Origin of the sequence: Lactiplantibacillus paraplantarum (assembly GCF_003641145.1) — a bacterium.
Taxonomy (GTDB): domain Bacteria; phylum Bacillota; class Bacilli; order Lactobacillales; family Lactobacillaceae; genus Lactiplantibacillus; species Lactiplantibacillus paraplantarum.
This window is the reverse complement of the sequence record NZ_CP032744.1, coordinates 2,789,168-2,808,120: the sequence shown is the minus strand read 5'-3', so window position 1 is coordinate 2,808,120 and position 18,953 is coordinate 2,789,168. Positions and strand designations below refer to the sequence as shown.

Sequence of the window (18,953 nt, the reverse complement as noted above, 5' to 3'; positions counted from 1 at the left end):
TAGTTAAGCTTTATTAATCCGATTATCGGCATACATGTATTTCCGGGTCATTGGTAAGGTCCGTGATGAAGCACCCTTAGTTACGAGGTACTGCATGACGTCAATGTTACCAGACTGGAAGGAAGCGGCACAGGCTTGTAGGTAGAGATCCCACATGCGAGTGAAGCGCACGCCCATCTTTTCTTCGATGGCAGCGCGCTTGGCATTGAAGTTTTCATCCCAGATTTCAGTCGTCCGTTGGTAATGACGACGGAGGGTTTCAACATCAGCGACTTGTAAGCCAGCATCAACGATGTGTTGCAAGTTTTCAGTCATCCCGGGAACGTAACCACCTGGGAAAATGTACTTGTCTAACCAACCGTTAGTAGCGCCACCTTGTTGCCGGGTGATTCCGTGTAATAAGGCAACCCCGTCGGCTTTAAGATAGTGGTTAACGCGTTCAAAGTACATTGCTAAGTTGTCCTTACCAACGTGTTCGAACATCCCAACACTGGTAATGTAGTCGAATGTTTCGTCGCCAAGTTCACGGTAATCTTGTAGCCGGACTTCAGCAACGTCGCTGAGGCCTTCATCTTGGATGCGTTTAGCAACTAAGTTATATTGTTCTTGCGATAAGGTGACCCCGACGACCTTTAAGCCGTATTCCTTAGCGGCGGTCAACATTAATGTTCCCCAACCACAACCAATATCTAACAAAGTCTTGCCAGGTTGTGGATTGAGCTTTTGAATAATGTGGTGAACCTTATGAATCTGAGCTTCTTCTAACGTATCAGTGTCGTGTTTGAAGTAAGCACAAGAATAGGTCATCGTTGGATCAAGCCACATCTTGTAGAAGTCGTTACCAACATCGTAATGACTTTGGATGTCTTGTTGACTCTTCTTTTCAGAATGCGATTGTTTAGGCATAAACTTCTTGAACTTGGAATTGTTGAAAAAGCTTTCTGCCGATTCATAGGCGGATTCGATTAACTTTTGAATGCTGCCATCAATTTCAATTTTGCCATCCATGTAGGCTTCACCAAGGGCAATCGAAGCATTCCTAGTGATTTCACGCATGGGAATGGCTTCTTTAAAAGTCACCGTGACTTCTGGTGTGCCTTCACCATAAGTTTCACTACTTCCATCCCAGTAGTTGACTGTGACGGGCATATTGAATGAGTGGCTTAAAAGGGTGTGGTAAAAGGTTTTTTCTAGCATTGCAATAAGGATCCTTTCTTCGTAAAATACACTAATTATTATACGCTTATGAAAACAGTTTTGTAAGCACAACGAATCACGACCTGATTCATAAACATGTTATAATAAACTAATTACAAAATCAGTTGATGGGGGTGTCGTGATGAAAAGATGGATGTGGATCGTGTTTGCGGTAATTATCGCTGTGGGGGTTGGTAGTTACTCATACACGCGGTATCGTCTACAGGAAGACTCATACACGGCTGAAATGCGAACTGGTGAACAGGCGTTGCAAGCGCGCAATTATACGTTAGCGGAAACGAGTTTTACACACGCGACGCGGACCAAGGCTAGCAGTGCTGAAGCGCAGCGTTATCTAACTCAGACGCAGACTTACGTTGATGGGCAACAAGCCTTGAATGCGCGTAAGTTTGATGCGGCTAAGCGGAACTTTACAACGGTCAAGAATACGAAACGTGGTGCCACGACCTTAATTAGTCAGGCTCAAGCTCAGCTCACGTTGATTCAAAAAGTGCAACGCAAGCGAAAGGTTTATCAGCAGGAATATCAAAAGGCCGCAGAGTTGAATAAAGCCAATGAATTTACAGATTCTAACGTAGTGATTGCTAAGTTATTGCAGGATAAGCAATTTAAGCAACGTTACTATCAGGATATTCGGAAAAATGTACTCAATTTACAGAAACAAAACAAGGCGTCACTCAAGACGCTGACAGGTTCAACGCCGGTCATCCCGAGTGCGTCACAAGCTGTTACGGGGATGACTGGTAGCAATCGACAGACACAGCGGACGCCGGCAACTAATCAAGCGACGACATCTTCATCATCGGCACCGGCTTCAGCCAATCATTCATCGGCTTCATCCAGTGCGGCTAGCAGTAGTTATAGTGATAGTCAGGTACAAACGACGCGTGCAGAATTAACAGCCCAGGGGTTAGATGGCAGTAGTTATAGTGATGCGCAAATTCGTGCGATTCTTCAGCGTGCGACTGATCAACATCTCTCACTGGCTCAGGCGGCCCAAACGATGAATTATAGTTCTGATCAGATTCAGGCTACCCGTGCCGAATTAGCTCAAGCCGGCTTCAATGCTAACCAGTATACTGATGCTCAAATTGAAGCCATTTTGCAACAAGCAAGCTTACAGCATATGTCACTGGCTCAAGCTGCCAAGTCATTACAGTAATATAAGCAAATTAATAGTGGTATGGAAGCCCACCTAACAATCATCGATAAAACACCTACTTTTAGGTGTCAATCGGTGATTTTTTTATAAAAACTGTTATAGAATGTAGGAGTAAGGACGGAGAGCTTCCGTTCCTAACATTTTGGATCCACGGGGGCGGTCATTTTATATTGGTATTGACCTTTTTTTAACGCTGATATGTCAAAATGAGTATAAAAATGACTATTTTGTGTACTATTTTTGTTTGATGCTATAGAATATTAACAGATTAGGGGGTTAAGGTGCCCGTTGATGAGTGAATTAATGGCAGACCAAGTTGATGTAATTTGGTAAAGTAGTTTGGTCATCAATGGTGAGCATCGAAATTCAGTATGATTATTAATAAACATGTAATGCGCAGTACGAATGAGAAGCAAGTTCTGCAGCAGGTTATTAATGAAGGACCAATTAGTCGGAGTCAAATTTCACGGAATTTGAGTTTGAACAAAGTCACCGTTTCTGATATTTATAACCAGTTGTTGCGAACTCAATTCATCAAGGAAATTGGGTGTGGGGTCAGCACGAAAAATGGCGGCCGCAAACCGGTTATGGCAGAGTTAAACGTGAATTATGGCTTTGTAGCTAGTATCGATATGTCAGCCGATGCAGTTAAGCTGATGTATTCACGGTTAAATGGTAAAATCTTACATTTTCAAAGCTTTAAGACGAGTGATATGACATTGACGGATGTGATTGATTTGATTGAAGACCAATTACGTAATGTTGATGATTATGGCACGATTCATGGACTGATGGGGGTTGCCATTGCGCTGGACGGGATTATTTATGAGAATAAGATCCTCAAGACGCCAATTAAGGGGTTAACTCACTTTGACTTAGCGAAGTATTTACGTGATAAACTGCGGATTCCGGTCGTCCTTGAAAAGAAAGCTAACTTAACGGCCGTTTTTGAGCGTGACTTCCATGATAATGAAATCTTCGACAACGTCGTTTCGGTGGTTGTTCGAGATCAGATTCATGCTGGTATCGTAGCTGACTCACGGCTTTACTCCGGTCATGAAGGTGAAGCAGGCGAAGTGGGGACTGCTTTGTTAGAAGACCGGCACGTTGAAGACCACTTAGCCTCAGTTAACGATTACGCTTCTGAAACAGCACTGTGGGCACGGTTGAAAGCTATCAAGCAAGTTGATCGGTTAGATTTAACAACCGTCAAGCACGACTATATTAACCACAATCCAGAAGTTACAAAGGTCTTTGATGATTTTGTCTACTACCTATCTAAGGTGATTGCCAATGTCTCAACGGCATTTGCACCCGATGTGGTTGTTTTGAATACGACCGTTTTGGAGATTTTGCCACAATTACTAACCAATATTCGGGAGAATACGGGCAAGTTAACGTCACCAAGTCGGCAAGTACCAATTATTGCAACTAAGAACGTGCAATCAGCGGCCTTGTTAGGTGGGGCTTCGGTCATTATTCATCAAGCACTCGGGTTAGAAAGCTTGAAGATGCAATTCTCATAACCGATTAAGTGTAAACCTAAACGAACGCGTGAAGTTTATCAGGTGATTAGTGATAAATTTCGCGTGTTTTTTTGTTGGATTACGGCGGCCCTTTTTATTTTTATTACTCTGGCTTTCCGTTAGAATAGAAGGAAGGGATAGTAGAGGGGTGGATTTTGTGGAATTTTGGTCACAGTTAATACACAATGTACGCTGGCGGCGCGCCTGTGTGTTAGCGTTAATCATTTTAACGTTGTATTTGGCTTCGAGTATGATGAGTATTATTTTATTAACGTTTATTTTTACGTTTTTGGTGACACGATTGGTGCGTAGTGTGCGCCGGTGGGTGAAGATTCCACCGACTATCATTGTCATTGCCGTCTATGCATTAGTTATTTTAGGGATTTACTTTGCCGTATCGATTTATTTGCCACAACTGATTAAACAAACTTTTTTGACGTTTGAATCAGTCTATCGTTTTTATCAGAATCCGTCACATGACACTAACCAGTTGTTAACGTGGGTCACGTCGTATTTCCAAGAATCGGACTTACTCAAACAATTAAAGGGTGGCATTTCGGTTGTCTTTCAATACATTACGAACATCGGTAATATGGGGTTAACGTTCTTCCTATCGTTTGTGTTAAGCTTCTTCTTTACCATTGAGGATCATCAAATGCGCGTCTTTACCAAGCGCTTTTTGACGAGTACCTTTGGGTGGTTCTTTCAAGACGTTCAGTTCTTTGCCAAAAAGTTTGTGAATAGTTTTGGCGTTGTTTTGGAAGCACAGTTCTTGATTGCGATTGTCAATACGGTGATCACGGTGGCTTTTATGGCAATCTTGAAGATGCCTCAACTGATTAGCTTGGGATTAATGATTTTTATTTTAAGTCTGATTCCGGTTGCTGGGGTGATTATTTCAGTCGTACCGCTAAGTCTGATTGCTTATTCGGTCGGTGGCTTGCGCTATGTGGTCTATATGCTCTTAATGATTTTGGTTGTGCACGCCCTAGAAGCTTACGTCCTGAATCCCAAGTTTATGTCGAGTCGTACGGAACTGCCCATTTTTTATACGTTTGTGGTGTTACTTGTCAGTGAGCGTCTGTTTGGTGTCTGGGGATTGATCGTCGGTGTGCCGATTTTTAACTTTATTTTAGACATTATCGGCGTGAAACCGGTTCACCGGCCACGGCCTAACATTAATCTGAAAAAAACGATTACTTTCCACCCGGATTCTGAAAATAAGCGCTGATATTGTTTTGATTTTTCGCTTTTTCAGTGTAAAATAGGGTGAGTAAATAACTTAAGAAAGAGGTCATTAACTGCTATGGCAAAATTAGTATTGATTCGTCACGGTCAAAGTGAATGGAACTTATCTAACCAATTTACTGGTTGGGTTGACGTTGATTTAAGCGAAAAGGGTGTTGAAGAAGCTAAGGCTGCTGGTCAAAAAGTTAAAGAAGCAGGCTTAGAATTCGATTACGCCTTTACTTCAGTTTTGACTCGTGCCATCAAGACTTTGCACTATGTGCTTGAAGAATCCGACCAACTTTGGATTCCAGAAACCAAGACTTGGCGTTTAAACGAACGTCATTATGGTGCATTACAAGGTTTGAACAAGAAGGAAACCGCTGAAAAATACGGTGACGACCAAGTTCATATCTGGCGTCGTTCTTATGATGTTTTACCTCCATTATTGAGCGCTGATGATGAAGGCTCAGCTGTTAACGATCGTCGTTACGCTGACTTAGACCCTAACATCGTCCCTGGTGGCGAAAACTTGAAGGTTACCTTGGAACGCGTTATGCCTTTCTGGGAAGACCAAATCGCACCTAAGTTATTAGATGGCAAGAATGTAATTATTGCTGCCCACGGTAACTCATTACGTGCCTTAAGCAAGTACATCGAACAAATCAGTGATGATGATATCATGGACCTTGAAATGGCTACTGGCGAACCAGTTGTCTATGACTTTGATGAAAAGTTAAAGGTTCTTGGTAAGGAAAAGTTAGGCAAATAATTTAATAGTTATTTACTAGTTTTTTGGAGCACTCCGCTGTCTCAGGGGAGTGCTTTTTTGGGCGCTGAGGTCTGATAACGTGGGATAGGGTTGGCATTTAGTGGTAAATGGACGCTAAATGGACACTATCTAGAAAATAGAAATTAAAAAGCAGAAAATAATTTACTATCCCCCAATCCCCCCTTAGCTCCCATACGAGAGGTCAGTTGACATTTTATTAATTGTATCAATGGCTGGAACTTTATATCAGACATGAATAGTATTCAGATAAATAATGCATAAGGATCAGGTGTAAAAAATGAGTGAAGCAACTAATGAAGTAACGCAACGCGAGATGGTGCGGATTATTAACCAGTTTCGCAAACAAGGTTTTAAGGGCACTTACGTTAATTTTCAGCACGTAGTAGACGAAGAAGCATCATATTTTGTAGTGATGAGTGATGAAAATAATAGTAATCAAGGTCTGTTTAAAATTGATTTATTAAGTGGTGATATTGTCTTTCAATATATGTTGGATGAGAATCACGCTGTTAGTAATGATTAGTATTAGTATTAACGCCCATCATCTTAGTTAAATGGCTAGATGATGGGCGTTGTTTTTTGAGTTAATCGGCTCTTTTAATACGTTATATTGAACAATTTTCTAATAATTATAATTACATCATAGGAGACTAAACATCTTATCGGGTTAGGGTGATTAATTGGGCAAAAAATTCGAGTTGAATTTGTGATCTACCATCAAAACTTATTTCATTTTAAGAATGTGATTGTTGCCCGAATTGTCAAATCAAGTGCAACATACCTGACCCATCCCTAAACATTGGTCTAGTTAATCAAAGTCTGGCAAGATATCCATCGCTGATTTATAACCTAGGATTTTACGTGGTCGTTGGTTGAGTGCATCTTGGATAGCTTGGATTACCGGGAGTGTTAGGGACTTCATTGACTTGCCCTTAGGGATGAACTCCCTGATCGACTGGTTTTGATTCTCATTAGTCCCTCGTTCCCAAGGTGAATATGGGTGTGCAAAATAGACCGTTGTCCCTTGTACCTTGGACAAGTCGGCGAACTCAGCACCGTTGTCAAACGTTAGCGTTTTAAAGTGCTCTGGACCGTAATCATCAATCGCATCTTGAACAGCTTGGCGACAAGTGTCGGCGTGATAATTCGAAATCTTGAGAATGATTTCATAACGGCTAACACGCTCCGTCAAAGTCAACAGGGCTGGTTCACTGGCAACCCTTTTCCCCTTGACCAAGTCACCTTCCCAGTGACCGATTTCAGTCCGGTCATTAGCGGCAGTTGGGCGGTCTTCAATGGATTTGCCAAAGCTCCGTTTATTCTTACGTTGATGGGTTTTGCGACCTGATTTCACATGGCGTCGAAGCTTCATCGGCAGGTCGCTATTCGTCACATCTAGCAGTCCAGCATCGATGTAGCGATAGACGGTCGGCGTTGACGGGCAAGGACGATCAGGCCAAGCCATTTTGTACGTGTGAACGCAGGTGTCGACGCTCTGTGTCCGAGGCTTTTTATGGAGCTCGCTAGTCAAGTAATCGAACAACTCGGGAGCCTTATCTGTCCAGCTAACCGCATGACAAGCGGCACGGCGGTCGACGTGAAGTATTTGGGCTGTCTCGGCGTAGTAAGGGTGGTAGGCTTGTGGTTGGCGCCGATTTGACGGGTGGCGCCACGCTTGAGTTCACGCGTGATAGTACTCCGGTCGCGATGAAGCTTTTTGGCGATCTGACTAGCGGGCCAATTTTCATTGTGAAGGGCCATAATTTCGCCTCGTTCGCATGGTTGGAGTTGTTGGTAAGTTCTAGACGTGGTATTCTGGTTTTGGGTCATGAAGACATTCCTTTCTTAGTTCGTGGTTGATTTAAGAATAGGTCTTCATGGCCTTTTGGTCTAGTTTTTTATATGTTGCACTTCAATTTTAAATCCGGTAAGTTATTTTACCTCCAAATAAGATATAATTAACTTTGTATAAGTAAATAATGAACGATAATTATTGATATTTAGTAATGATTAAATGCGGGGGAAGTAAAATGCACTTTTGTCCAAATTGTGGTGTAAAAATAACAAATAAGGTCAACTTTTGTCCAAACTGTGGACAAAAATTAAATTCTATTGTCGAAACGACGGTAAGCACGACAAAATCAGAAAATGAAAGTGATAATCGTGCAGTTGTAGGGGAGAAAAAAGTTCAGCACAAATTTTTATCAGGTTCCCATGATGAACCATCTCGAGAGCAACAACTATTGAATGACCAATTAAGCAGAGCTTTGAAAACTTTATATTCCATATTATTAAGTACCTTTGATGCTCCACGTAGCAATGGTACGTTAGAACAAAACTTTGGACGAATTCGAGTTCGAAGTTCAGATAAAATTAAAGGGTATGATTCAGATGAATTAGCTAAGCGTGTGGAGCCACTCTGCCGACCCAATTATGTGGCAACTTCGGCAGATGTCCAATTCATTCAAGAATTAATGAAAAAATATGAAAATTATTTTCAGAAAAGCAAGCTTGAAAATATCTTAAATATGTTATCAGGACAATCAAGTACGGCGATTGTTGATGATAAACATTTAAATCGCGTTCAAGAATATTTACATGTGGACCGTGGCAATTTAGAGCAAGATTTTCATGATGTATTGATGCAGTTCAATAATCAACGCGGAAAGCTGGCGTTTTTGGTTGGAAATGTGGGTGACGGAAAATCCCACTTAATTGGGTATATGAAGTCACAGTACCCAGATGTTTTTAGTCTGAACAAAATAAATATTCATTACGATGCAACTGAAAGCTTTGACCCTCAAAAGACAGCGATGGACACACTAATGGAATTATTACAGCCGTTTTCTGATAATTATGTGGAGAATAATCGTGAAAATTGGGTCGTTGCCATTAATATGGGTATTTTGGTGAACCTAATCAACCGAATGAAAGCATCTGGACAATTTACTAAGCTATTGTCATTTTTGGCTGAGACGGGAATTACAGAACAATCGTCAAGTCTCCATATAACTAAGAACGACTTTTTTGAATTACTGTCGTTTCGTTCTTATCCTGTATTTCAAATTGATGAAACTGGGGTCAACAGTGCTTTTTATGATGAGCTATTCAGCAAAGTTACAGTGCAGTCTGAAAGTAATCCATTCTATAATGCATATCTTGAAGATAAAGAAAAACACATTGTCCATCTGACACACCATAATTATGAATTCTTTAGTAACAAAAACACGCAGAAAGCTTTGAAATACTTATTAATCAAGGTGCAAGTAGAATCTAAAGTGATCATTTCCACCCGAGCGTTATTGGAATTGATTCATGATATCCTGATTCCGGCTAAATTAGAAGAGCATCAAGTGATAAATTATGAAGGATCATTACCATACTTGTTATTTGCAGGTTTTGGCGACTCCCCGTTAATTAAGAAAATCAACGAATTTGATCCAATTGATTTTCAAAATGATCAGATTGAACGGCTGACAACTAAAGTCTATAGTTCGCAGCGGCAACTGAGTGATTTAGCGCACGATGTTTTAGATCGTGATGATCTTCAGAATATCCAATGGTTGTGGAGTTACATTAGTGAGGAAAGTGGAGATCCTAGTGGAAAAATCGATTTTAGTGAAAAAGTTGGATTGTTGATCCGGATTAAATATTTGGTTGATTATCAGGATGCTGCATTTAATGATCAGTATTACCTAGATTATTTGAAACTTATAAGAGATGCCAGAGAAAATGGACAACGGGCTGAGTCAGTACGACAATTATACAAGCTTATCAAGGCGTTTGTCTATCAGTGGTGCGGCAGTCCAAAGAGTGATTTTGTTTATACTTTTATTAACGAAGAGAAAAAGTTTGGGATTGCAATTCCATTTGATATGAACTTTACAGGTGTTACAGTAGTTGGAAATAATGTCGTTTTGAGTCTTAAAAATTCGGATGTTAACACAAGTTACTCGTTGTCCGTCGATTATGATTTATTCAAGCTGATTGAAACAGTGAATCAGGGGTATTTATTGAAGAATAAGGATAAGCGGCAATTTGTTAATGTTGCTAATTTCATTGAGAACATTATTAAGAGCAATCGAGCAGTCAAGGAAACTGTGATTGGAAATATTGAAACTAAGGAATTTTATCGTCTGACGGATGATGGCTTTGAAGTCGAAATGGAGGCTATGAATTAATGAATAACTTGGTGTCTGAGCTTGGCCGTGCACTGAATTTTGATAAAACACTGAAGTATAAGCATGATATCAGTACTTGGTTGCTACCGTTTTATACAAGAAATCCGGAGCGAGTAAAATTCACTGAAGGGTTTGGGGCCATTGTAGGAGTAATTGCCCGACAACTAAATGGTGAAAGCGTGGAAATGATTCAGAAACCTTTCGCACTGACGTCGACTTCTTTGGAGACCACTGTCGATACTGAAAAAGTGGCCGAGCTGTTTGATCGGAGCAATTATCAACAAATGCAAAGTGCTAAGTTACTACAGTATCAGCCACTATCAACGGATCAACAAAGCAAAGGTGAAATTAGGCTAGGCCTTTTTCTGATTCAACTGTTGAAACTACAGGATAACCAAGACTTTGTGAATGCATTTAAGGCCGAGCAACCGTTTAATTTGTATGAAAAGATTCTATACGAATCGTTAGCGAACTCGGATGAACATACTCAGGGAACTGATATGGTCTTTACTTTTTATGATCATGAATGGTTTAGTAAATGTTTTTCTAGAGATATTCAGCATTTCTTAACGAACAAAGACTATTTTTATCAACACATCGATGAACTACTAGAATTTTATTATTTCACGTATGTTATTCAATTAATCAGCCGTATTAGTGACGCAACAGAGCAAGAAACAATCATACCGCTCTACTTTACGTTGGAAAATGAACCTGTGTCGCAATCACGACTCTCAATTCAGCAAGGTTATCAATTAGTCTATCAGCACGGACAAGATTTATTAGTTGATATGGATGTTATAAATTACTTGAATGCGTTAATTCCAGCTGATTGTTTTTATTGGAAATCACAAATTTTAGATGAGACGTTCAAATATCGTATGGAACTAATGGATAATTTGAAGCAATTTATAGAAGCATATCGCGAACAAGTTCCAGAGGGAAAGCTAGATGATATCGAGTTTAATTATACAAGTTTGCCGTCTGCAATTAATACACTGAGAATGATCCTGGAAAAACAAAAGGGTGCTCCAGATTCACGATACGCTAAGTCATTGGACGAGATTGCGCAACAAGGATATATTCGGCAGCATGGTCGTTTAGGGCGCGTTTTTTCATTAAGTAATCAGACTGTATTGATGTTAACAGCTGCAATAGTTGGAAACCATAAGATGTTGTTAAAAGATGTTTTCAATGAGTTGCAACAACGCGGTGTCTATTTTGATCGCTTAAGTAGGGAAAGAGTCATTAGATTGTTTGAACGTGTCAATGTTTTGGAAAAACTGAGTGATAGTGGGGATGCACAATATGTTAAGGGAATACTATAAATTTTTAGGCAATCGGCTGATTGATTGGAGTCAAACAATCACTATACAGGCCGGAGACAGATATGTCTTAAACTTTGAGAATGATGATCAAGTAAGACAATTTATGAGCGTATTATCTGAATTTAATGACATTCATAATTTTCAGTTAATGGCTGAGCAGTCTGGTCCTAATGCGCTGGCATTTGACATAGATACAGATAGTCATATGCAACTAGTTGTTGTTTCCACAGTTGAGGTGACCCCTGATTATTTAGTTAATTTGAGAAATAGAATTGGACAACAGCAAGGTGTTTGGGAAAATACGGCGCTATTGTTTGTCTCAAATAAAGTTTTGGATAGTATCAATAGCGGTGCTAAGGACATCGGGCGTCAAGGAGGACCTTTTAATACGGGCGCGCTTAAACGTAATGTGCAAGCTACTGTCGATAAGAGTGAAAAACTCAGTAAAGACGATAAAGATGTTCTGAAATTTATGGTGAAAACCATTTATGATGGTGAACAAGAGCTTACGTTAATGGATTTTGCTGATGTGTACGGCATCATCGAAAAAGGTGAGTTGTCTGATTCTGACTACATTCAAATGGGGTATTTTCAAGATCAGGATTTATCCACATATTCATCTAAGGAAGAACGCTTAGCGGAAAATCATGCTGATTACGTGAATATTAGCTTGGCACATGGCTTTGGCGATGTACGTTCTCGAATTACTAAGATTGTTGATGGTGAGAAGCTCATCAGTGATTTATCTGGCAATAATTGGCAATCTGTTAACTATAAGCAAATTTTGGCAGGAAAAGAACGGTTAAAGCAGAATAAGAAAATCAGTTTAGTGTATGATGCAGAAATAATGCAGGGAATCAATGAAGACATGCTAATTTGGGATCGTCCAAAAGGAACTAGCAAAGCTGGGCAACGAACACGTTATATTATCGTGTTTAATGATAAACACCAAAACAAATTAACGGTTAAATTCCCCTTCGACGCTACAGTTCAAGATAAATGGATTACTCAGTCCAAAATCAATCATAAGCACTATACGGTTGGAACACATAAGAATCAGTTAGTGGTTGACTTTTCTGATTTGAAAACTAATGAACCTGAAAGTGTCAAAGTACGATATCGACACCATGATATTGGTAGTCTAGGCTTTACTTTTAATATACTGATATTACCCTTTACTGACAACAAAATATTGGGGTTGCGCCCATATTACAGAGTTAAAGTTAAAGGGGAGAAAAAGGCTAACTTAGAGATACCGAGTGATATGGACGAACTAATTTTAGGCTCTGGGATTCAATCTAAAAAATTGAATGTTGATAAAACAAGCCAACTTGATAATCTGATGCTCGGTCCAAATGATCAATTAAAGGCCGATCTCAGTCAATTATCGCTTGATGATGATAATGAAAGCTTTACAGTAACACTAGGTAGTGTTCCACTCAATTTTAATGTCTTTGATAATGATGATAATAAAATTCAGCCTAAAAGTGCGCTAGATATTGAACGTTATCGTCGCGAACATTCATATGATGGTCATTATCAGAATCAGCGAATCATTTTTGGTAGTGAAATCAGTAGTGTTTTTAACAATCAGAAAACTTTTTTTGATTTAGAAGAGAAACAAATTAATACTGAAACACTGATTGAAGATGGTGCTGAAATTTCAGCGCAATTGACAGAGAAGTATCGGCATTTATTTGGTGTTTTGAAGAAACGTATGACATTGATGAGCTTAATTAATTGGGATCAAGAGGTCATTGAGAGTGTACGTGATATTTTGGCTGAAGTCGAACAAGAAATTACACATACTGAAGACGGTGTAGAGTTACCGACAGAAGTCCGCAACATAAGCCGAATCGGTGAACATTGGAACAGTAGCCATGAAGTTAGTTATTCCCCCCTCAATCCGATGCAATTAAGCTATCAGCTTCAGGTGGAAAGCGATGTTCATGATGAAAAACTCTCCAGAACCTTAGAGCAGAAGTTATCCCCAATCCATCTGGTACCGTTTTTGAAACGCAATCAACTTAACTATCGTGCGTTTACTTCGGAAAATGCGCCACGGTGGTTGTGCTATTCAGAAAACAATAGATCAAAGTTCAGTCGGGTTTCGCAAGCGATTATTACAGAACGACTCAAAGATTTTAAGAAGCATTTCAATTACTTGTTTGATATTAATCCTCAGAGTACTTATAATATCAAGTTTGTTAATGTTACTGATGAAAAGCCGTTAATTAAGAGTTTAGTTGATTATTTGTATTCGGAAATTGAACAAGTAACTAAACGTCGGCAGTCTATCAATGAAATCAATCCAGTTAATGTTTATATGTTACGCGCTAGCCACGATGCCGTTAATTCCGACTTTAATGGATTTTATCAATTGAGTAACCGAGATGAATTTGCTGACTTCTTCACTGAACCATTGAAGAAAAATAAAGAAGTTTCCGATGAAGAAGTTCTTGAGCTGATGAAAGAAAAAATCAATGTCTTTTATGATTTTGAACCAGACGAAGGCTTTCACATTACTTTCTATCAATTTGCAAATGAATTAACATTAGATGGTGCCGATAGGTCAAATCTAGAGATGAACTATTCTTTAAATGGTGTCATTGGTGGTACAGAGTACACCAGTATTCAAGACAGTTTAAAAGATGGATTTGGAACTAAGGGGCTAAATGATGGTGATAGTGCTCAAGTAGTTCATTTTGCAGAATCCTGGAACGAGTTATTAGTGGCGACGGCGCAGAAGCATGTTGCGATGACCCATGGTATGACGTTGACGAATAGTATTGAAGAAGTGGATAGTCGTGATTTTCAAGCTCAATTTGATAAAAGTAATTGGGTAACAGTATTAAATCCAGAAGTAAAATTGGATTATTTTAATAAGTTAAGCCAAGATATTTATGTCATTCATTATACAGACTACACGAATTCAGTAAATTATGAGTCAATCACATTAACAAAGCAAGTCGATCAGTATCGCACAATTTTATCTGAGAATTTGCCACAGAATATCAAGCAACGTAATAGTAGTTCGTATATTGATAATGTTATTAAGACATTTAATATGATCAATGGTGAGTGGCTATTGCGTTTAGTCAGTCATAGGCAGCAGAAAACGACAGTCAAAGAAAAACTGAGCATTCTGGCAGTTTCAAAAGAAATGTTGGGAATCCTTCAGCGGGATGATGTAATCTGGGTACCATTGTCCTTAGAAGAAATATTACGTGTTTCTGGATCATTTGTCGGTGAAAGTCGTTCTGATGCAATCTTTAGTGCAAAAAGCCTCGGAGCTAAAGGTAAAATATCTGATGACTTGTTATTCATGGGATTAAAGGAAGATGGAGCTCATTATGATGTGATGTTCTTGCCGACCGAAGTTAAGGTTGGTGTGAATTCCAGTACAGTTATTGATAAAGCAATTGAGCAAGTTCAGCATACCGCTGCAGTCTTGAATGAGACATTAGTAAAACAACAGAATTTTAAAGCAAAGTTCTACTTAGACTTTTTCATGAAACTATACTTTGCAAATGCTGCAAAGTTATACTCCAACGGTGAGATGGACTTGACTAGTTTTAATGGACTGATGTATGCCAAACAGCGGATTGTCCAAGGAGACATTGAAGTAAACCAATCAATGTTGAGTTGCTACCATAACAAATTCATCTTCTCATTGAAGACAGGTTATACGAACCGGCAAATTCGAATTATGGACGATTATACTTCGGTTGAAGTACCGGAAGATGATGCCTTTTCATTTGCTGGTCAAGAGACGCAATGTATAATTGATGAGATTCAAAATAATCACTTCGGTTTTGATCAACATCGGTTATTAACAAATGAAATGCTAATTAATGATATTGAAACTAAAAGTATACAAGCCGAGCAGGCTGAAGTGCATACGGAAAATGATGAAGCAGTACCAGATTCCGACAATGGAGAAGTGGAAGCAAATGAAATGACAGAAGCAGAAGCGCTTAGTTATCCCGGCAAGCACACTACGCTTCAAACTGTTGGTGATGTCTTCGAACCTGAGGGTAATGAGGTGTCACCAAATGAAAATCAATCACATGTTTCTGCTAAGGACGAAGACACATATAATAAATTGGACGAGGAAAATGATATGTTGGATGAGAAAGAAGAAATTGAGGCAACTCGTCGTATTCGTATTGGAACAATTGATGGTTCTACTAGTAAAGTGTACTGGGAGTATGGAAGTGATAAGCTAGCAAATCGACATATGCTGATTACTGGTAAATCAGGTCAAGGAAAGACATATTTCATTCAGACACTGTTGCTAGAGTTTTCAAAGGCAAAAATCGATACAGTGGTTATTGATTATACAGATAGTTACATGCCTGATCAACTAGACCCGACATTTAAAGAAAACGTCAATCAAATTAACCAGCATATTGTGCTTGCTGACGGGTTACCGATTAACCCATTTGCGCCACAGCGATTTGATATTGGCACTTATCACAAATTGGAGGACGCATCTGGCATTGCACAACGAGTTGCTGAGGTTTTGGATTTTGTCTTTAGTCTAGGCATTCAGCAAAAAAGTCGATTAGTCACTGTCATGACTAGTGGCCTTGAGGGCGATCCTAACTATACGTTTGCAACGTTGAAAAAGACGCTTCTGGATAGCGGCGAATCAATTGATACTAAGTTGTATGGAAGACTGCAAGCGTTACTGATGAGAGATCCGTTCACATACAAAGAGAATTTTGACTGGTCAAATTATTTTGGAACGACAGGGAAAACTAATATTATTCAACTAAGCGGTTATCCAGCTTCATTACAAAATGCAATGATTGAATTTCTATTATGGGATCTTATTAATTATGCCAAGCTTAATTCTGACAAAAAGTTAATTTATCCAATCTTTTTAGACGAGGTTCAGAATTTAAACTTTGATAAGGATTCTCCAACTGTTAAGATCCTACGAGAAGGTCGGAAATTTGGGTTCTCAGGATTATTTGCGACACAGTCTTTGAGTAGTATTAAAGGCGAAGTGGATGCAATTTATAACGCTGCAGAGCAGGTTCATTTCTTGCCTCCCGAGAGTCAAACTAAAGCAGTTGCAAAAATCCTAAGCTCCGATCGAGTTGAGCAGAATAAATTTGAACAAGAATTGACAACTTTGAAGAAAGGTCAGTGTGTCGTCAGCGGACCAGGATTAGTTGAAAAAGGCGACTTAGCTAAACAAGTGAACGTTGTGAAAATTGATGATTTAGCATCACGTTTAAGCTAGTCCATGATTATTTAGCACAGCTTGAAAGTTGCCTCTTCTACTTTTTGGCAATTTGAAATCCGGCCTAAAAAAGTGTTCACTAAAAGGGTTTCCCCAACGCTATTATCGTTATTAGCACAATTATTATTGACCGTGCATTTCCAAACTAGTTGTAGCGGGTTGATATTATTGGTCAGCGCTATTAGTTTATTAGCTGTTGCATGGAAATGGTCAGAACTTAACGTGACGATCAGACAAGGCCAAATCAAGTTGGCAATTAGTGACAATTTGGACGCTAAATGGCCACTGTCTGGGAAGAGTTGCTTAAAATTTAGTAGGTTGAAATAAAAATCTAGCTGAAGTGAAAACATCTCCCCGTAACCCCCCAGCCCCCATAAGTGGAAATATGAATAAGCGACAGTGGTTGTTAAGCTTATATTAATTAGTAAGGGTATCAATATAAAACGAGTATAAGGAATAGGCGACATGATGAGTAAAAAAAACTAATGAGATAACACAACGTGAGATGATACGGATTATTAGTCAGTTCCGTAAACATGGATTTAAGGGTAATTATATTAATTTTCAATATGTAGTGGGTGATGGGAACAATTATAATCAAGGACTGTTTAAAATTGATCTATTAAGTGGTGAGATTGTCTTTCAATAAATGTTGGATGAAAATCATACCGTAAATAATTAGATAGCATGTTAAGCCACAATAACTTGCCGAGGGATACTGATGATGGCTTCTCTATTAGGTAAAGTTTGATAGAATTACATTGTTGAGAAACCAGATAGGGTGGGAAAATGTTTGATAACCTGTTAATGATAGATGAAAAAAATGCGCATTACATCAAAGAGAAACTTAGTTTGTTACAGCATATTTTTGCAGATGAGAGTAAAGCTGGTGCTACAGATGCAGATAGACTGAGAAAAGTACTCGCTATATTTATGGATATGCAGGAAAATAGTAAAGGCTGGACGGTAGTTACAAAACAAGCATTTGTTAAAAAAATCAAAGAAAAAAGCATAGGTAATAGATTACATGTTGAAGTAAACGAAATTTTGCAACAATTTGCTGAATATTTAGAAATAGATATTAAGGAAAAGCGCATTTCTAAAGATGGAGTTCTTAAGAAGGCTAGTGAAAAAATATATTATTCAACATTAAGTACGTATAATGAAATGCAAATGCAAGATCGTGAAGTGAAAAATAAGGCTGAATTTTTTAATTTTATAAAAAAATTTGACTCTGAAATAGAATCTTTTGTTGGGTTAACCACAAAGAAAATGTATGATCTCTCTAGAAGTGGTGTAAAAGACAGTAAAAATGAAAAGACTATGAACAAAGAAGCACAATTGAATGTTTATAAACAAACATATCTGGCAATCATGTTTGCTATTCAAGGTACTGATTACCAAAAGTATTTGAATAAGACTAAAAAAGAGATTATAACAAATCCTAACATGTTAGACGAACTAATAAAGTGTCTTCATAAATTAACAAACACATCAAAAAAAATTAATGGTAAGACAGTTGGATTATTACCGATGCAAATGAAGTCACCAGAGATAACACAAATAATGTTTGAAAGCACATATCATATTGCACTAGTAAAATTAGCAAGTAGTATATTATGTGATTTTAAAGTTAGATTAGTTGAGCGAGTTAAGAAACTGATAGAAGTTGATCCCTTAGTGGCCATTTTGGTTCTTGAAAAGTTAAGAGAAGATATGGATTACTTTTTTGAGGCTAACAAGAGAGTACAAGATCAAATTTACTTAGAAGTAAATGAACTAGTGCAAAGTGATGGGGTGCCAGAAATGTTAGATAGCGTACTTAAAGACACTGAGGTAAAACGTAAACATGCGTTAGATAGTGAAGTAAAAAAAGTGAAAAAGTATGAGAACATGGTGCTAAAAACAGAAAAAGTGAAGGACTTTGATTACGATAAGGATGATTTAAGTACTATTATGTTTGGCATTTATGGTCATACTTCTGGTAATGAATCAAGTAAGTTATAAAAATTTCATGTGGCGAATCACTGTTATGAGTGATTCGCGTTTTTTTTACTTTTTTTTAGGGAATGGCAAAGTCGCCAGTGTGAGTTATATTAAAAAACGTCAGCAAGTTAGTAGGCCATTTGCAATTCAAGCAGGGGTTGTAATATTAATAAGTTGACGTATTAAAAGTATTGAGTGTGCCGTGGGCCAAATGGAAAGGATGGTGAATGGGGCTTATGCTAAATTCAACATAACTAACTGTAATATTTGGTGCAACC

General features: G+C 38.6%; 10 protein-coding genes and 1 pseudogene. 9 read left to right on the top strand and 2 right to left on the bottom strand.

The genetic code is table 11. The features are described from left to right. Positions 1 to 3: 3 nt before the first annotated feature. A complete protein-coding gene (locus LP667_RS13780) occupies positions 4 to 1,197 on the bottom strand; it encodes an SAM-dependent methyltransferase (protein WP_021731125.1) in 1,194 nt (397 codons plus the stop codon). Positions 1,198 to 1,339: 142 nt separating this feature from the next. On the opposite strand from LP667_RS13780, the gene LP667_RS13775 reads away from it, so the two are divergent. The 5 genes from LP667_RS13775 to LP667_RS13755 all read left to right on the top strand — a co-directional run bounded on the left by LP667_RS13775 (position 1,340) and on the right by LP667_RS13755 (position 6,449). Then, on the top strand, positions 1,340 to 2,380 hold the full coding sequence (locus LP667_RS13775; protein ID WP_021731126.1) for a hypothetical protein: 1,041 nt from the start codon (positions 1,340 to 1,342) through the stop codon (positions 2,378 to 2,380). A gap of 371 nt (positions 2,381 to 2,751) precedes the next feature. Next, positions 2,752 to 3,906 (top strand): ROK family protein, encoded by a 1,155-nt coding sequence (locus LP667_RS13770; protein ID WP_033609389.1) that lies wholly within the window; start codon positions 2,752 to 2,754, stop codon positions 3,904 to 3,906. 157 nt (positions 3,907 to 4,063) lie between these two features. Further along, positions 4,064 to 5,137, top strand: coding sequence for an AI-2E family transporter (locus tag LP667_RS13765; protein WP_021731128.1), 1,074 nt, complete (start codon positions 4,064 to 4,066; stop codon positions 5,135 to 5,137). Between the two features lie 75 nt (positions 5,138 to 5,212). Further along, complete coding sequence (locus LP667_RS13760) at positions 5,213 to 5,905, top strand: 2,3-diphosphoglycerate-dependent phosphoglycerate mutase (RefSeq protein WP_003642405.1); 693 nt, start codon at positions 5,213 to 5,215, stop codon at positions 5,903 to 5,905. Between the two features lie 298 nt (positions 5,906 to 6,203). Then, a complete protein-coding gene (locus LP667_RS13755) occupies positions 6,204 to 6,449 on the top strand; it encodes a hypothetical protein (RefSeq protein ID WP_056988576.1) in 246 nt (81 codons plus the stop codon). Positions 6,450 to 6,734: 285 nt separating this feature from the next. Here the strand turns inward: LP667_RS13755 and LP667_RS13750 are convergent. Then, positions 6,735 to 7,756: pseudogene (locus LP667_RS13750) on the bottom strand (IS30 family transposase). A 200-nt stretch (positions 7,757 to 7,956) separates the two neighbouring features. Between LP667_RS13750 and dptF the strand changes: the two are divergent. The 4 genes from dptF (at position 7,957) to LP667_RS13725 (ending at position 18,696) form a co-directional block, all read left to right on the top strand. Next, positions 7,957 to 10,107 (top strand): DNA phosphorothioation-dependent restriction protein DptF, encoded by a 2,151-nt coding sequence (dptF, locus tag LP667_RS16900; RefSeq protein WP_056988575.1) that lies wholly within the window; start codon positions 7,957 to 7,959, stop codon positions 10,105 to 10,107. Continuing rightward, complete coding sequence (gene dptG / locus LP667_RS13740) at positions 10,107 to 11,435, top strand: DNA phosphorothioation-dependent restriction protein DptG (RefSeq protein ID WP_027821700.1); 1,329 nt, start codon at positions 10,107 to 10,109, stop codon at positions 11,433 to 11,435. Before dptF ends, dptG begins: the two co-directional genes overlap by 1 nt. Next, positions 11,416 to 16,689, top strand: coding sequence for a helicase HerA domain-containing protein (locus LP667_RS13735; RefSeq protein WP_056988574.1), 5,274 nt, complete (start codon positions 11,416 to 11,418; stop codon positions 16,687 to 16,689). Before dptG ends, LP667_RS13735 begins: the two co-directional genes overlap by 20 nt. A gap of 807 nt (positions 16,690 to 17,496) precedes the next feature. Continuing rightward, the gene (locus tag LP667_RS13725; protein ID WP_156648183.1) at positions 17,497 to 18,696 is read left to right on the top strand and encodes a hypothetical protein; all 1,200 of its coding nucleotides are present in this window, start codon (positions 17,497 to 17,499) and stop codon (positions 18,694 to 18,696) included. Positions 18,697 to 18,953: the final 257 nt, after the last annotated feature.